The 15,597-nt window shown below is 65.8% G+C and carries 13 protein-coding genes; 3 read left to right on the top strand and 10 right to left on the bottom strand.

The features are described from left to right. Nucleotides 1-25 precede the first annotated feature (25 nt). Entirely contained in the window at nt 26-2,134 is a 2,109-nt protein-coding gene (recG, locus tag ACFJI2_RS25030; RefSeq protein WP_377702359.1) for an ATP-dependent DNA helicase RecG, read from the top strand. Nucleotides 2,135-2,484: 350 nt separating this feature from the next. Beyond that, nucleotides 2,485-3,156, top strand: coding sequence for a M23 family metallopeptidase (locus ACFJI2_RS25035; RefSeq protein ID WP_377702360.1), 672 nt, complete (start codon nt 2,485-2,487; stop codon nt 3,154-3,156). A gap of 63 nt (nt 3,157-3,219) precedes the next feature. Here the strand turns inward: ACFJI2_RS25035 and ACFJI2_RS25040 are convergent, their stop codons facing one another. From ACFJI2_RS25040 to ACFJI2_RS25080, 9 genes are all read right to left on the bottom strand, one after another. Next, nucleotides 3,220-4,437 carry an MFS transporter gene (locus ACFJI2_RS25040; protein ID WP_377702361.1) on the bottom strand — a complete coding sequence of 406 codons (1,218 nt, stop codon included), beginning with the start codon at nt 4,435-4,437 and terminating at the stop codon, nt 3,220-3,222. Nucleotides 4,438-4,451: 14 nt separating this feature from the next. Then, nucleotides 4,452-5,441 (bottom strand): Gfo/Idh/MocA family protein, encoded by a 990-nt coding sequence (locus ACFJI2_RS25045; protein WP_377702362.1) that lies wholly within the window; start codon nt 5,439-5,441, stop codon nt 4,452-4,454. Between the two features lie 89 nt (nt 5,442-5,530). After that, a complete protein-coding gene (locus ACFJI2_RS25050) occupies nt 5,531-6,346 on the bottom strand; it encodes a DUF3025 domain-containing protein (protein ID WP_377702363.1) in 816 nt (271 codons plus the stop codon). A gap of 14 nt (nt 6,347-6,360) precedes the next feature. After that, on the bottom strand, nt 6,361-7,410 hold the full coding sequence (gene pyrC, locus ACFJI2_RS25055; protein ID WP_377702364.1) for a dihydroorotase: 1,050 nt from the start codon (nt 7,408-7,410) through the stop codon (nt 6,361-6,363). Between the two features lie 51 nt (nt 7,411-7,461). Further along, on the bottom strand, nt 7,462-8,916 hold the full coding sequence (locus tag ACFJI2_RS25060) for an amidohydrolase family protein (protein ID WP_377702365.1): 1,455 nt from the start codon (nt 8,914-8,916) through the stop codon (nt 7,462-7,464). Nucleotides 8,917-8,948: 32 nt separating this feature from the next. Beyond that, nucleotides 8,949-9,641: an amino acid ABC transporter permease gene (locus ACFJI2_RS25065; RefSeq protein WP_025595768.1), complete on the bottom strand. Its 693-nt coding sequence runs from the start codon at nt 9,639-9,641 to the stop codon at nt 8,949-8,951. A gap of 1 nt (nt 9,642) precedes the next feature. Then, nucleotides 9,643-10,395, bottom strand: coding sequence for an amino acid ABC transporter permease (locus ACFJI2_RS25070; RefSeq protein ID WP_377702366.1), 753 nt, complete (start codon nt 10,393-10,395; stop codon nt 9,643-9,645). Nucleotides 10,396-10,416: 21 nt separating this feature from the next. After that, complete coding sequence (locus ACFJI2_RS25075; protein ID WP_025595771.1) at nt 10,417-11,361, bottom strand: amino acid ABC transporter substrate-binding protein; 945 nt, start codon at nt 11,359-11,361, stop codon at nt 10,417-10,419. 45 nt (nt 11,362-11,406) lie between these two features. Continuing rightward, complete coding sequence (locus ACFJI2_RS25080) at nt 11,407-12,132, bottom strand: amino acid ABC transporter ATP-binding protein (protein ID WP_377702367.1); 726 nt, start codon at nt 12,130-12,132, stop codon at nt 11,407-11,409. Between the two features lie 194 nt (nt 12,133-12,326). Here ACFJI2_RS25080 and ACFJI2_RS25085 point away from each other — a divergent pair, with 194 nt between their 5' ends. After that, the gene (locus ACFJI2_RS25085; protein WP_025595775.1) at nt 12,327-13,586 is read left to right on the top strand and encodes a dicarboxylate/amino acid:cation symporter; all 1,260 of its coding nucleotides are present in this window, start codon (nt 12,327-12,329) and stop codon (nt 13,584-13,586) included. 47 nt (nt 13,587-13,633) lie between these two features. On the opposite strand, the gene ACFJI2_RS25090 is transcribed toward ACFJI2_RS25085, so the two are convergent. Continuing rightward, complete coding sequence (locus ACFJI2_RS25090) at nt 13,634-15,457, bottom strand: ABCB family ABC transporter ATP-binding protein/permease (RefSeq protein ID WP_377702368.1); 1,824 nt, start codon at nt 15,455-15,457, stop codon at nt 13,634-13,636. Nucleotides 15,458-15,597: the final 140 nt, after the last annotated feature.

The following is a 15,597-nucleotide window of genomic DNA, read 5'->3' on the forward strand; positions in this document are numbered from 1 at the left end:
TAGTAGCCCGCAAAGCACCTGAAATATGCCCGTACCGACGCAAAAACCTGTCAAAAAACCCGCAGCTACCGGTAGCAAAAGCGGCCCCAAAGGCGGAAAACTCACCGCCGCCAGCGCCGAAGCCAAGCTCGCCAAACTGGGCCTGCGCACCGATATGGACCTGGTGCTGCACCTGCCCATGCGCTACGAGGACGAAACCCAGGTATTCACCATTGCGGACGCCTGCCTGCGCGGCGGGCAGACCTGGCAGGTGGAAGGCGTGGTGACCAAGAACGAAATCACCTTCAAGCCGCGGCGCCAGCTGCTGGTGCACATCGCCGACGAAACCGGCGATATCCAGCTGCGCTTCATGAATTTCTACGGCAGCCAGGTCAAGCAGCTGGCCGAGGGCACGCGGGTGCGCGCGCGCGGCGAGGTGAAGCACGGCTTCTTCGGCGCCGAGATGGTGCACCCGGTCTACAAAGTCATCAACGAGGGCGCGCCGCTGCCGACCGCGCTCACGCCGGTGTACCCGTCGGGTGAAGGCCTGCCGCAGTACATCCTGCGGCGCGCCATCACGGACGCCATGAAGCGCGTGGACTGGACCGACACCCTGCCGCCGGAGCTGGTGCGGCGCATGCACCTGAGCGATTTCGAGCCGGCCGTGCGCCTGCTGCACTACCCCACGCCGGAAGTGGACGAGCACGCGCTGATGGACCGCTCGCATCCGGCCTGGACGCGCGTGAAGTTCGACGAGCTGCTGGCGCAGCAGCTGTCGCTGAAGCGCGCGCAGCAGGCGCGCCGCGCCAAGGGCGCGGCCGCGTTGACCAAAGTGGGCCAGCTGTCGAAAGCCTTCCAGGCCGCGCTGCCGTTCAAGCTGACCAAGGCCCAGCAGCGCGTGCTGGACGAGATCCGCGCCGACCTGCGCCAGCAATACCCGATGCAGCGCCTGCTGCAGGGCGACGTGGGCGCGGGCAAGACCGTGGTGGCCGCGCTGGCGGCCGCGCAAGCGATCGACAGCGGCTTCCAGGCCGCGCTGATGGCGCCCACCGAAATCCTGGCCGACCAGCACTTCCGCAAGATCGCCGCGTGGATGGAGCCGCTGGGCGTGAAGGTGGTGTGGCTGACGGGCAGCCTGAAGAAGAAGGAAAAGACCCTGGCCACCGAACTGGTGGAGTCCGGGGAGGCGCGGCTGGTGATCGGCACCCATGCGCTGATCCAGGACACGGTGCAGTTCGAGAACCTGGGCCTGGTCATCGTGGACGAGCAGCACCGCTTCGGCGTGGGCCAGCGCCTCACCCTGCGCAACAAGGGCAACACGGGCGCCATCCCGCACCAGCTGATGATGTCCGCCACGCCGATCCCGCGCACGCTGGCGATGACCTATTACGCCGACCTGGAAGTGTCGGTGATCGACGAGCTGCCGCCGGGCCGCACGCCCATCGTCACGCGCGCCATCGACCAGAACCGGCGCGACGAAGTGGTGGCGCGCGTGCACGCGGCGGCGCTGGAAGGGCGGCAGGTGTACTGGGTGTGCCCGCTGATCGAGGAATCGGAAGCGCTGCAGCTGCAGACCGCCACCGAAACCCACCAGCTGTTGGCCGAGGCGCTGCCGGACCTGAACGTGGGCCTGGTGCACGGCCGCCTCAAGCCGGCCGAGAAACAGGCCATCATGGATGCCTTCAGCGCCAACGAGATGCAGGTGCTGGTGGCCACCACGGTGATCGAGGTGGGCGTGGACGTGCCGAACGCCTCGCTGATGGTGATCGAGCACGCCGAGCGCTTCGGCCTGTCGCAGCTGCACCAGCTGCGCGGGCGCGTGGGGCGCGGCTCGGCCGCCAGCGTGTGCCTGCTGCTGTACCAAAGCCCGCTGGGCCAGGTCGCCAAGCAGCGCCTGATGACCATGCGCGAAACCACGGACGGCTTCGAGATCGCGCGGCGCGACCTGGAGATACGCGGCCCGGGCGAATTCCTCGGCTCGCGCCAGAGCGGCCAGGCCATGCTGCGCTTCGCCGACCTGGAGACCGACGGCTGGCTGGTGGACCAGGCGCGCGACGCCGCCCACGCCCTGCTGCACGACCCGGCCAGTGCCGACACCGTGGAAACCCACCTGGAGCGCTGGCTGGGCGGGCGCGAAGAATTCCTGAAAGTGTAACAATTGTAAAAAGTTGCAAGTGAGAACGGGCTGTGCGAAACTCGCCCTCCTTATGCGCACACTTTCCACTTCCATTATCGGCTTGGCAATAGCCGCCAGCTTGCCCGCGACGCAGCTGGCGCACGCCGAGCAGCAGGCCGCCGGCGCAAGCGCTGCGGCTGCCACGGCCGCTCCGGCACCCGCAACGGCGGCACCGGCCGCAGGCACCATGCAGCAAGCCGGTTCCGGCCTTGCCGCCCATGGGCCAGCGCCTGCCGCAGCGGCAGCCGTCACCAATGCTGCCGCGGCGGGGGGCAACGGCGGCAACAGCCAGCGCGCTGACGGCGCCCGCGACAGCAGTGGCGAGCGGCGTGTCCACGAGCGCAGGCTCGCGCACGCTCGCCGCCTCGGCTGCGCCGGACAAACCGAAATCGAAGTGGCTCTGGCCGCTGGAAAGCGCGAAAGCCCGCGTGAGCAGCTTCTTCGGCGCCCTGCGCGGCCGACGCGCGCACGGCGGGGTGGACATCTCCACCCCGGTCGGCACGCCGGTGAAGGCGACCGACGGCGGCGTGGTGGTGGCATCGACCAACCGCTACGAAGGCGACAAGAAGTACGGCGAAGTGGTGGTGATCGAGCACATGAACGGCTTCAAGTCGCTGTATGCGCACCTGAATACGCGCGACGTGAAAGTGGGCGATGAAGTGGTGGCAGGCCAGTCGATCGGCCAGTCCGGCAAGACCGGGCATTCAACCGGCCCGCACCTGCACCTGGAAGCGTTCTACAACGGCGCCCGCACCGATCCGAAAAACCTGCTGGCCGGCCTGGAAGAAAGCGCGCTGCCTTCGGCGCTGAACGCCAAGCAGTACACCTCCACCGACGGCAGCTTCGTCACCAAGGCCCCGTACGTGGCGCCCGCCAAGGCCGGCAAGTCCAGCAAGTCCGGCAAGACAGCCAAAGGCGGCAAGGCCGGTAAAGCTTCGTCGTCTCAGAAGCACATCAAGAACCGCGCCCCCAAGTCCAGCAAGAAGTCCGGCCGCAAATAAGCGAGGAAGACGAGCGCCAGCGCGCTCGCCATCGCCGCCCGTATCAGCCAGGTCTTCATCATGCTACGCGGGCCTGAGCGCGCCGCGCGCCAGCGGACGCTCGTCCACCGGCAGATTGGCCAGCCCCGCCATCACGCCCAGCCCGATGGCGATGCCCCACACCACGTTGTAGTTGCCCTGCAGGGCGAACAGGTAGCCGCCCAGCCACACGCCGAGGAAGCTGCCGATCTGGTGCGAGAAGAACACGATCCCCGCCAGCATGGACATATGCTTGACGCCGAAGATGCCGGCAATGATACCGTTCGTGAGCGGCACCGTGGACAGCCAGATGAAGCCCATCGCCGCCGCGAACAGGTACACCGACATGGCCGACAGGGGCGCCAGCAGGAACAGCCCGATCACCGCCGAGCGGATGAAATAGATCCCGGACAGCAGGTAGCGCTTGGGCACCATGCCGCCCCACTTGCCCGCGTAGAAGGAGCCGAAGATGTTAAACAGGCCGATCAGCGCCAGCGCCATCACCGCCAGCCTGGGATCGGCGATGCCCTTGTCCTTCAGGTAGGCCGGCAGGTGCACCGCGATGAACACCACCTGGAAGCCGCACACGAAATAGCCTGCCACCAGGAACAGGAAGGAGCGGTTGCGCAGCGCTTCGCCGAAAGCCTCGCCGATGCTCTGGTGCGCGCCGCCGGCATGCTCCACCGCCGGCTCGCGCAGGAAGAAGGCCATCGGCACCATGGCGATGACGACCGCCGCCGCCAGCAGGTAGAAGGCGCTCTGCCAGCCCACCGACGAAATCAGGAACTGCTCCAGCGGCATCATGAGGAACTGGCCGAAGGAGCTGGCCGCGCCCGACACACCGAAGGCCCACGAGCGCCGCTCCACCGGCGCCACGCGGCCGATGATGCCGCTCACGGCGCCGAAGGCGGTGCAGGCCAGCCCCAGGCCGATGAACACGCCCGAGCCGACGATGAACAGCGTGGGCTGCGTCACCATCGCCATCCATACCAGGCCGACCATGTAGCTCAGCGCGCCCACCAGCACCACGCGCATGGTGCCGAAGCGGTCCGCCGCCATGCCGGCGAAGGGACCGAAGGCGCCCCACAGCAGGTTCTGCAGGGCCAGCGCCAGCGAATAGGTTTCGCGGGTCCAGCCGTTGGCGTCCGAAATGGGCTGCATCCAGAAGCCGAAGCCGTGGCGCACGCCCATGGCCAGCGTCAGCACCACGCCGCTGGCCAGCAGCACGGATTTGAGCGAGGGTACGCGGTCTGATGTGAACATGGGCGGCTCTCCGGTTAGACAGCGTCTGCGCTGTAGCGCACACCGATCTGGGCGCGCATGGTGTCGAGTATGCCCATCAGGGCGATGCTTTCGTCGAGCGGCATGACCGGGCTTTCCAGCAGGCCGGCGCGCAGGCAGCGCACCACCTCGGCCGCTTCGTGCGGATAGCCGTTGCCGCTGCGCGGAATGTGCAGCTCGGTCTTGCTGCCGTCGGCCAGTTCCACCGTCAGCGAATTGGTGTAGTGGAAGCGCGAGTTCAGGCGCACGTAGCCCTTGTCGCCGGAGATGGTCAGCTCGCACGGCGTGCGCGCGCGCAGGCTCGAGAGGCAGGACGAGACGGCGCCGCTTTCGTGCTTGAGGGTGAACGAGGCTTGCACGTCCACGCCGGTGGCGCCCAGTTCGCCCTGCGCTTGCGCCGATACGACCGGGCCGAGGAAGAAGGCGGACAGGGACAGCGGGTAGATGCCCAGGTCCAGCAGCGAGCCGCCGCCCAGCTCGGGGTTGAACAGGCGGTGCTCGGGGCCGGCGTCGGATGCAAAGCCGAAGTCCGCCGTGACGCTGGCGGGCTTGCCGATTTCGCCGCTGTCCACGATGCGCTTGGCTTCCACGATGGCGGGCATGAAGCGGCTCCACATGGCTTCCATCATGAACAGCTTTTTCGCGCGCGCCAGGGCGACGATTTCTTCCGCTTCGCGGCGGTTCACCGTGAACGATTTTTCCACCAGCAGCGCCTTGCCGGCGTTCAGGCACATGATGGCGTTCTCGTAGTGCATGGGGTGGGGAGTGGCGATGTAGATGACGTCCACGCCAGGGTCGTCGGCCAGGGCCTGGTAAGTGGCGTGGCAGCGGGGGATGCCGTAGGCGGCGCCGAATTGCTGCGCGCTTTCTGCAGTGCGCGATGCTACCGCTACCAGTTCGGCGCCGGGGGTGTCGCGCAGGCCTTCTGCCATTGCCTTGGCGATTTTGCCCGTGCCCAGAATGCCCCAGCGGATTACCTTGTCCATCGTTGTTCACTTTCTGCCGCACGGGCGGCGCTGCGGCGGGTTACGCGCGTTCCGCGCTAACCCGCCCTACGTTGTACATTTTTACGTTTTTACGTTTTCCGTTTTGGGCGGAAGACTGCGGCGTCGCTATAGAATTCTTCGTCCTGCTGCGGCCACCAGCCCGGCACGCCGAGTACCGGCAGCGGGGTGAAGGAGGCTTTGCTGAGTCCTTCGTCTTGCAATTGCTGTGCTACTTTCCCGTCGAGCCAGGCTTGCTGGCCGGCGCGGTCGAGGGCGAAGTAGCCGGCCTCCGCCATCACCACGCGGGTGTGGGCGGTGATGGCTTTGTACGGCGCCACCAGTTTCTCCATCAGCGCGTGGCCGAACAGCCAGACCTGCGCTTGCCCTTGCTCGTCATCCGCGAACAGCGCGCGCTGCGCCACGAAGGCGCTGCGCCATTCGTGGCTGCGCAGCGCCTGCACCAGCGCCCTGCCCTGCTCCGAGTCGCGCACCACCAGCAGGGCGGCGTTCTCGTCGAACAGGGTGGCGGCGTCGCGTGCGGGACCGCGCGACTTGCCGACGCCGTCCTGCGCAATCTGCGCGGCCTGCAGCGCGTTCAGCTGCCGCTTGACCATCGGGAAGCTGAGCCACACCAGGGCGTTGAAGAAGTCGTGCAGGTTTTCGCGCGTGGGCACGCCGCCCGTGGCGCCGATGAATTCCTCGTAGGCCACGCCTTCCGGCAGCGCGCTTTGCGGCACGAAGGCCAGCGGCAATCCTTGATGATTGCACAATTCGCGCGCGCCTGCTTGGGCGTTCAAAAACGGGATCATGCTGGCCGCGCCGAAGTCGGTATCGAAGCGGGCCGCCGCTGCGGCGGCGCGCACCGAGCGATACCAGGGACGCGCCCAGTCGATTGCTGCAAACACGCTGGCTTCCAGCCTTAAGCCATCTTCCAGTTGATGGTTTCGCCGGCGTTCAGCGGCACCACTTCCAGCTCGCCCAGCGGCAGCGTGGCCGGCAAAGTCCACTGCTCGCGGCGCAGCGTGATGGTGTCGGCGTTCGGCTCCAGGCCGTAGAAGGCCGGGCCGTTCAGGCTGGCGAAGGCTTCCAGCTTGTCCAGCGCGCCGGCGCGTTCGAAGGCTTCGGCGTACAGCTCCATCGCGTGCAGCGCGGTATAGCAGCCGGCGCAGCCGCAGGCGTGTTCCTTGGCGCCCTGCGCGTGCGGCGCGGAGTCGGTGCCTAGGAAGAAGCGCTCGTCGCCGCTGGTGGCGGCTGTCATCAGCGCCAGGCGGTGCTCTTCGCGCTTCAGGATGGGCAGGCAGTAGTAATGCGGACGGATGCCGCCCTTAAAGATCTCGTTGCGGTTGTACAGCAGGTGGTGCGCGGTGATGGTGGCGGCGATCGGGCCTTCCGCCTCGGCCACGTATTCGGCGGCCTGGCGGGTGGTGATGTGCTCGAACACCACTTTCAGCTCCGGGAAGTCCTTGCGCAGCGGGCGCATCACGCGCTCGATGAAGACGGCTTCGCGGTCGAACACGTCCACTTCCGGGTCGGTCACTTCGCCGTGCACCAGGAAGGGCAGGTCCAGCTCTTGCATCACTTCCAGCGTCTTGTAGCAGTTTTTCAGGTCGGTCACGCCCGCGTCGGAGTTGGTGGTGGCGCCGGCCGGGTACAGCTTCACGGCGTGCACGAAGCCGCTGTCGACGGCGCGGCGGATCTCGTCCGGGTTGGTGTTATTGGTCAGGTACAGCGTCATCAGCGGCTCGAACTTCAGGCCGGCAGGCAGCGCGGCCAGGATGCGGCTGCGGTAGGCTTCGGCTGCCGCCACGGTGGTGACCGGCGGCTTCAAATTGGGCATGACGATGGCGCGGCCGAACTGGCGCGCGCTGTGCGGCAGCACGCTGGCCATGGTGGCGCCGTCGCGCAGGTGCAAATGCCAGTCGTCTGGGCGGGTGATGGTGATGCTGTCAGGGGTTGCAATGTTGGACATGGCGGCTGCTCTCAGTGAGGAATGCCGCCATTTTACCCTTTGCGGTGCCGCTTATGGCTGCGCGGCGACCCAGGCTTTCACGTCTGTCAACATCTTGTCGAGCGCGGCGCGGTCGTAGGCGGTGCCGCGGCTGACCACCAGGCGGATCTTGCGGGTGGCGGCGATGTCCTGCAACGGATCGGCGTCGAGCACCAGCAGGTCGGCGGCCTTGCCTTCGGCCACGCTGCCGTAGCGGTCCAGCTTTCCGAGGAAACGCGGGCCGGCGATGACGGCGCTTTGCAGCGCTTGCGCCGGCGTGAGGCCGTATTTCACGTACAGGCCGATCTCGTCATGCAGCGCCTGGCCTGGGTAGTCGAAGGAGTTGAGGAAGCCGGCGTCCGTGCCGGCCACGATACTGACGCCTTCCTGCGCCAGGATGGGCAGCAGCGCGGCGGACTTTTCGAAGATGGCGTGGCGCAGGGCGATGGCGTCCGGGCCGTCCTTGGCGGCGCGCTGCACGCGCCAGTCGTAGGTGGCGCGCAAGCCTTTGCCGATGTATTGCAGGTAGGCGTCCTTGCTGTGGTCGTCCTTGTCGAGATAGGCGGTGACGTAGGAACCGTACAGCGTAGGCACCACGGCGGTGCCGGCGGCGGCCATGCGCTTGAAGGCGGCGCGCGCGGTGGCTTCGTCGTAGCTTTCCAGGCTCAGTTTCACCGCTTCGCGGCCGGCCAGCTTGCCGTCCGCCACCTGGGCGGTGAGCTCCGCTTCGCGCGGCGTGGCGGCGCGCAGCAGGTAGGACTGGTGCTCCACCGTGCCCAGGCCGGCGCTGAACATGGTGTCCAGCGTGAGCTGCACGGGGACGTGGCCGGAGGTGCGCATGCCGCGCTCTTTTGCCTGCTTCAGCGCTTCCAGGTACAGCGCGGGCGTGAGCGTGTTTTCGGTGATCTTCACGAAGTCCACCTTCTGGCCCTGCAGCTTGTCCAGCGCGGCGCTCACCTCGGCCGGCGTGCCGACTTCGATGGTGCCCTTCCACAGCGGCTTGTAGCCTTCCAGCTTCTGGCCGGACGTGAAAATGGTGGGGCCGCTCATCCGGCCCGAGGCGACCTGCGCGCGCCAGTCCAGCACCGTGTCCGCCAGGTCGCCCGAGCAGTCGCGCACGGCGGTGACGCCGTGCGCCAGGTACAGCGGCATCAGCTGCCGGTTTTCCTCGATCAGTTCGGGGCCGCCGCCGAAGTGCACATGCGTGTCCCACAGGCCGGGCATCAGGTATTTGCCGGGCAGGCGGATGGTCTTTCTCGGCGCGTAGTTCTTCAGCGCCTTGTCGTCGACCACCGCCAGGATGGTGTCGCCCTTCAGCACCACGGACTTGCCCTTGACCGCCTTGCCGGCGGCGACGTCGATCAGCGTGGCCTGGGTCAGCACCAGGTCGGCGGCGATTTTATCGGCGGCGAGCTTATCGGCGGCGTGCGCGCTGGCGAGCAGGCCGAGCGCGAGCAGTGCGGCGGTGAGGGTCTTCATCGATGGCATGGCGGCTCCCTAAAGATTCAAGTGCGCGCATCTTACCGGATGATCGCCACTTTGCGCTGCAGGCGCCGCACCAGCCAGGACAGGGCGCTGCACAGCACGAAGTACACCACGGCCACGAACAGATACATCTCCACCAGGCGCCCGTCGCGCTGCGCCACCTTGCTGGCCGCGCCGACGAAGTCCGCCACCGACAGCACGTAGACCAGCGACACGTCCTGGAACAGCACGATGGTTTGCGTGAGCAGCACCGGCAGCATGTTGCGGAAAGCCTGCGGCAGCACCACGTGGCCCATCACCTGCCAGTAGCCCATGCCCAGCGCCTGCGCCGCCAGCATCTGCCCGCGCGCCACCGACTGTATGCCGCCGCGCATGATCTCGCAGTAGTAGGCGGCCTGGAACAGGATGAAGGTGATCAGAGCGGACCAGAAGGCGCCCACTTTCACCGGCTCCGGCGAACCGATGACCCAGGCGCCAATGTAAGGCACCAGGAAGTAGAACCAGAAGATCACCAGCACCAGCGGCACGGCGCGCATCAGGTTCACATAACCGGAGGCCAGCAGCGCCAGCACCCGGATGGACGACAGCCGTCCCAGTGCCAGCAAGGTGCCCAGCACCACTCCGCCCAGCATGGCGAACACGGTGAGCTCCAGCGTGAACAGCATGCCGACCTGGAACAGGTAGACCCAGGAGCGGGCGATGACGTCGAAATCGAAGCCGGCGAACATGTCAGCGCTCCCCGCCGGACTGCAGCGTGCCGGGCAGCGCCAGCTTGCGCTCGATCAGGTGCATCAGGCCCACCACGACGATATTGACCGTAACGTAGATCAGCGTGGCGGCGGAAAACGCCTCGAACACCTGGAAGGAGAACTCCTGGATAGCGCGCGCGCTGGCGGTCAGCTCGGTCAGGCCGATGGTCAGCGCGATGGAGCTGTTCTTGATAATGTTCAGGAATTCGCTGGTGAGCGGCGGCAGGATGATGCGAAAGGCCAGCGGCAGCAGCACATACCGGTAGGCCTGCCAGCGCGACAGGCCGAGCGCCAGCGCCGCCGTGCCCTGCCCGCCGGACAAGGCCTCGATGCCGGCCGTGACCTGCACCGCCACCCGCGCCGAGGTGTAGAAGCCGAGCGAAATCACGGCGGTGACAAAGGGCGCGTTCGGCAGCGCCTTGAGCCACGCGCCCACGTCGGCCGGCACCAGCTCGGGCATGACGAAGTACCACAGGAACATCTGCACCAGCAGCGGCACGTTGCGGAACAGCTCGATGTAGGCGCTGCACAGGCGGCGCAGCAAGGCGCCGCCGCGCGTGGGCGGCAGGGTGCGCGCCGTGCCGATCAGGACGCCCAGCGCCAGCGCCATGATCCAGCCGCACAGCGACGCGGCCAGCGTCCACTGCAGGCCGTCGACCAGCGTTTCCCAGTAGGTGTGCACGCCGTCCGGCGACTCTTCCCAGAAGATGTGCCAGTTCCAGTGATAGTTCATGCTAAGGCCGCCAGCGCCGGCTTATTTTTTCTTCCTGGCGGCGGCCTGCTGCGCAGGCGGTATTGCCGCGTACGCGGCCGGGTCGGGCGAATCGGTCGGCTTGGCCAGCACGGCCTGCAACTGCGGCGGCATGGGGAAATTCAGGTTGATGCCTTTCGGCGGAATGGGCGACATGAACCACTTGTCGTAGACCTTCTTGAAATCGTCGCTCTGGTAGAAGCGCGTCAGCGTGGCGTCCACCAGTTGCTTGAAGGCGGGATCGTCGCGGCGCAGCATGATGCCGTAGGGTTCCACCGACAGCGCCTCCCTGGTGATCTCGTATTCGGCGCCGTTCTTGGCGGCGGCCACTTGTGCCGCCAGCAGGATGTCGTCGTTGGCCTGCGCGGCGGCGCGGCCGGTCTCCAGCATCAGGAAGGATTCAGGATGGTCCTTGCCGACCAGGATGGTCATGCCCAAGCCCATCTCGTTGTTCAGGATGGTCATCTGCTTCTGGGTGGTGGTGCCGGCCGTAACCACCAGCGCCTTGCCCTTCATGTCCGCCAGGCTCTTGATGCCGGAGGACTTCTTCACCAGCAGCTTGTTGGCCACCACGAACATGGTGGGTGCGAAGGCCACCTGCTTCTGGCGCTCGGCGTTGTTGGTGGCCGAGCCGCATTCGAGGTCGATGGTGCCGTTGGCCATGAGCGGGATGCGGTTGGCGGGGGTGACGGGGTTCATCAGCACCTTCACGGACGTCATGCCCAGCTGCTTTTGCGCCGCGGTGACGATCTTCATGCACAGGTCCACCGAGTAGCCGATGTACTGCTGCTTGTCGTCCAGGTAGGAAAAGGGCACCGAGCCGTCGCGCACGCCCAGCGTGATGGTGCCGGTGCGCTTGATCTTGGCGAGGGTGCCCGTGAGTTCCTGGGCCGCCGCCGAAGCGGAAGCGGCGCATATCAGGATGGCCAGCAGTGTTTTCGACGTCATGGTTCCTCCGGTAAGAGTTCAACAACGTGAGGCGCTACACCTTGCCTAGTGGATGATGCGCGCCAAAAAGTCCTTCGCCCGCTCGGAACGCGGGGCGCCAAAGAATTCGTCCTTCGAGCAGTCCTCCAGGATGCGGCCCTTGTCCATGAAGACCACGCGGTTGGCCACCTTCTTGGCAAAGCCCATTTCATGCGTGACCACCATCATGGTCATGCCTTCCTGCGCCAGGCCCACCATCACGTCCAGCACTTCGTTGATCATTTCCGGGTCCAGCGCGGAGGTGGGTTCGTCGAACAGCATGGCGATCGGGTCCATCGACAGCGCGCGCGCAATGGCCACGCGCTGCTGCTGGCCGCCGGACAGCTGGTTGGGGAATTTGTCCTGCTGCGCCAGCAGGCCCACGCGGTCCAGGTATTTCAGGCCGCGCTCGGTGGCCTCGTCCTTGCTGCGCCCCAGCACCTTGATCTGGCCCAGCGTGAGGTTGTCGCGCACGGACAGGTGCGGGAACAGCTCGAAATTCTGGAACACCATGCCGATGCGCGCGCGCAGCGCCGGCAGGTCCGTGCCCTTGGCGCCGACCGAGATGCCGTCCACCACGATCTCGCCTTCCTGGAAGGGCTCCAGGCCGTTGACGGTCTTGATCAAGGTGGATTTCCCGGAGCCGGACGGGCCGCAAATGACCATGACATCGCCCTTGGCCACCTCGGTGCTGCAGTCGGTGAGCACCTGGAACTGGCCGTACCATTTATTGAGTTTTTTTATGGCTATCATTTTTTGCGTTTAAAATTCGGCCCCGCAAGCTGTATCCGACGCGATGTATTCCAAGCGACACAGTTGCTTGACATGCCTCTGGCGCGCAAGGATACTGCGACACTTGCTCAGTTATTAATCAGACTAACAATATTCTACCGGCCATTTACCCAATGGCGCGCAGTTTAGAGACACTACCACAGGAAACCCCGCCTATGAAAACACGCAACAATTTGACAACCTACATCCTGGTTAGCCTGGTGCTAGGCATCGTCGTGGGGTATTTCGCCAATGTCAGCCTGGCCAATCCCGGCGCCTTTGCCGAGTATATGTCCTATCTGACCACCATCTTCCTGCGTTTGATCAAGATGATCATCGCTCCGCTGGTGTTTGCCACCCTGGTTGTGGGCATTGCGCGCATGGGCGACGCCAAGGAAGTGGGCCGCATCGGCCTCAAGACGCTGGGCTGGTTCTTCATCGCCTCCGTCATGTCGCTGCTGCTGGGCCTCATCATGGTTAACCTGTTCCGCCCTGGCGACGCCCTGGTGGGCCACCTGCCTGCGGTGACCACGCCTTCCGGCATCGCCGCCTCCGGCCTGTCGCTGAAAGAGTTCATCACCCACCTGGTGCCGGCCTCCATCGTGGACGGCATGGCCAAGAATGAAATCCTGCAGATCGTGATCTTCTCGCTGTTCTTCGGCACCGCCGCCGCCGCGGTGGGCGTGAAGGCCGAACCGCTGATCGACGCGGTGGACGGCATTGCCCACATCATGCTGAAGGTGACCGGCTACGTGATGAGCTTTGCGCCGGTGGCCGTGTTCGCGGCCGTGGCAGGCACCATCGCCAAGAGCGGCGTGGGCGTGCTGGGCACCTACGGCGTGTTCATGGCCGAGTTCTATCTGAGTATCGCCGTGCTGTGGGGCTTGCTGATCTTTGCCGGCTTCGTGTTCCTGGGCCGCCGCATCTTCTCGCTGATGAGCGAAATGAAAGGCCCTGCCCTGCTGGCCTTCTCCTGCGCCTCGAGCGAAGCGGCCTATCCGAAAACGCTGGAGGGCCTGGAGCGTTTCGGCGTGCGCAACCGCATCGCCTCTTTCGTGCTGCCGATCGGCTATTCCTTCAACCTGGATGGCTCGATGATGTACTGCACCTTCGCCACCGTGTTCATCGCGCAGGCCTACGGCATTGAAATGTCGCTCGGCACCCAGCTGACCATGATGGCCGTGCTGATGCTGACCTCCAAAGGCATCGCCGGCGTGCCGCGCGCTTCGCTGGTGGTGATCGCCGCCACGCTGGGCCAGTTCAACATCCCTGAAGCCGGCCTGCTGCTGCTGCTGGGTATCGACCACTTCCTGGACATGGCGCGCTCCGCCACCAACGTGGTCGGCAACAGCGTGGCCGCCGCCGTGGTGGCCAAGTGGGAAGGCGAGCTGGTTGCCCCGCTGGACAAGGAACTGTCGGATTCGCCGCTGCCGTAATACGCGGCGCGCACGTAAAAATGGCTTCCCTCGGGAAGCCATTTTTTTTACTCCACTTCTTCTTCCACCCTGGCCTGCTGCCGCTGCCACATCTGCGCGTACAGGCCGTCCGCCGCCAGCAGCGACTGGTGCGTGCCGCGCTCCACGATGCGGCCATGGTCCAGCACCAGGATCTGCTCCGCATCCACCACCGTGGACAGGCGGTGCGCGATGACCATGGTGGTGCGGTGCTTGGCGATCTCCTTGAGCTGCGCCTGGATGGCCTGCTCGGCCTTCGAGTCCAGCGCCGAGGTGGCCTCGTCGAAGATCAGGATGGCCGGGTTCTTCAGCAAGGTGCGCGCTATCGCCACGCGCTGCTTCTCGCCGCCGGACAGCTTCAGCCCTCGCTCGCCCACCATGGTGGCGTAGCCGTCCGGCAGGCTGGCGATGAAGTCGTGGATGGAGGCCGCCTTGGCCGCCGCCACGATGTCTTCCTTGCTGGAGCCGGGCTTGCCGTAGGCGATGTTGTATTCGATGGTGTCGTTGAACAGCACCGTATCCTGCGGCACGATGCCGATGGCGTGGCGCAGCGAATCCTGCGTCACCGCGCGCAGGTCCTGGCCGTCGATGGTGATGGCGCCGGCGTTCACTTCATAGAAGCGGTACAGCAACCGCGACAAGGTGGACTTGCCCGAACCGCTGTGGCCCACCACCGCCGTGGTAGTGCCGGCCGCGATGGTGAAGTCCACGTCGAACAGGATCTGGCGCTTGGACTCGTAGCTGAAATCCACGTGCGAGAAGCGCACCTGCGCGCCCTGCGTGTGCAGCGCCTTGGCGTCCGGCGCGTCGGCCACTTCGCGGTTCTGGTCCAGCAGCGAGAACAGACGCTCCATGTCGGCCAGGCTTTGCTTGATCTCGCGGTAGATCACGCCCAGGAAGTTGAGCGGAATGTAGAGCTGGATCATGAAGGCGTTCACCAGCACCAGGTCGCCCAGGGTCATCTTGCCGTCGATGACGCCTTGCGTGGCGCGCCACAGGATCAGCGTGACGGCGGTGGCGATGATGAGCGACTGGCCGGTGTTCAGGAAGGACAGCGAAGTCTGCGACTTCACCGCCGCCGACTCGAAGCGCTGCAGGCCCTCGTCGTAGCGCTTGGCCTCGTAGTCCTCGTTGCCGAAGTACTTCACGGTTTCGTAGTTGATCAGCGAATCGATGGCCTTGGTGTTGGCCTTGGAATCGAGGTCGTTCATGGTGCGGCGGAAGTGCGTGCGCCAGTCCGTGACCGTGATGGTGAAGGTGATGTAGGACACCAGCGCCACGAGGGTGATGGCGCTGAACCAGATGTCGTAGTGGGTGACCAGGTAGCCCAGCACCAGCGAAATCTCCACCAGCGTGGGCAGGATGTTGAACAGCGTGTACGAGATCAGCGAACCGACGCCGCGCGTGCCGCGCTCGATGTCGCGCGTCATGCCGCCGGTCTGGCGGTTCAGGTGGAAGCGCAGCGACAGCGAATGCAGGTGGCGGAACACCTTGAGCGCGATGGTGCGCACGGCGCGCTGCGTCACGCGCGCGAACAGGAACTCGCGCAGCTCGGTGAACACGGTGGTGGACAGGCGCAGCAGGCCGTAGGCCACCAGCGCGCCCAGCGGCAGCACCAGCAGCGCGTGCGGATGCGACGGCGACACGGTCATCTCGTCCACCAGCTTTTTCAGCACCACCGGCACGCCCACGTTGGCCAGCTTGGCGCCGATCAGGCACAGCAGCGCGGCGAGCACGCGCCATTTGTAGACCCACAGGTAGGGGATCAGGGTTTTCAGGGTGGCCAGGTCGCTGCGCGGCGGCTTGCCGGGGGCGTCTGGTGGAGGTGGGGGCGAGGTGGCTGAGCGGCGCATGGCGAAACGGGGCTTCCGTGGTTTACAATCAGTCCCAATTGTAGCCCTTAGCGAGACTTCACGATGACCACGCCTGAAAACACCACACCCCCAGCTACGGCGGCCGTCCATACGGCCGAGCGCCGCGGCCTGCCGGAAGG

The sequence above is a fragment of the Pseudoduganella sp. UC29_71 genome (assembly GCF_042693265.1).
GTDB lineage: Bacteria > Pseudomonadota > Gammaproteobacteria > Burkholderiales > Burkholderiaceae_D > Rugamonas.

What these genes read in the sequence shown, in the direction of transcription:
- recG (WP_377702359.1), top strand. Translation starts at nt 26, where the DNA reads ATGCCCGTACCGACGCAAAAACCTGTCAAAAAACCCGCAGCTACCGGT.
- ACFJI2_RS25040 (WP_377702361.1), bottom strand. Translation starts at nt 4,437, where the DNA reads ATGTTCACATCAGACCGCGTACCCTCGCTCAAATCCGTGCTGCTGGCC.
- ACFJI2_RS25045 (WP_377702362.1), bottom strand. Translation starts at nt 5,441, where the DNA reads ATGGACAAGGTAATCCGCTGGGGCATTCTGGGCACGGGCAAAATCGCC.
- pyrC (WP_377702364.1), bottom strand. Translation starts at nt 7,410, where the DNA reads ATGTCCAACATTGCAACCCCTGACAGCATCACCATCACCCGCCCAGAC.
- ACFJI2_RS25060 (WP_377702365.1), bottom strand. Translation starts at nt 8,916, where the DNA reads ATGCCATCGATGAAGACCCTCACCGCCGCACTGCTCGCGCTCGGCCTG.
- ACFJI2_RS25065 (WP_025595768.1), bottom strand. Translation starts at nt 9,641, where the DNA reads ATGTTCGCCGGCTTCGATTTCGACGTCATCGCCCGCTCCTGGGTCTAC.
- ACFJI2_RS25070 (WP_377702366.1), bottom strand. Translation starts at nt 10,395, where the DNA reads ATGAACTATCACTGGAACTGGCACATCTTCTGGGAAGAGTCGCCGGAC.
- ACFJI2_RS25075 (WP_025595771.1), bottom strand. Translation starts at nt 11,361, where the DNA reads ATGACGTCGAAAACACTGCTGGCCATCCTGATATGCGCCGCTTCCGCT.
- ACFJI2_RS25080 (WP_377702367.1), bottom strand. Translation starts at nt 12,132, where the DNA reads ATGATAGCCATAAAAAAACTCAATAAATGGTACGGCCAGTTCCAGGTG.
- ACFJI2_RS25085 (WP_025595775.1), top strand. Translation starts at nt 12,327, where the DNA reads ATGAAAACACGCAACAATTTGACAACCTACATCCTGGTTAGCCTGGTG.
- ACFJI2_RS25090 (WP_377702368.1), bottom strand. Translation starts at nt 15,457, where the DNA reads ATGCGCCGCTCAGCCACCTCGCCCCCACCTCCACCAGACGCCCCCGGC.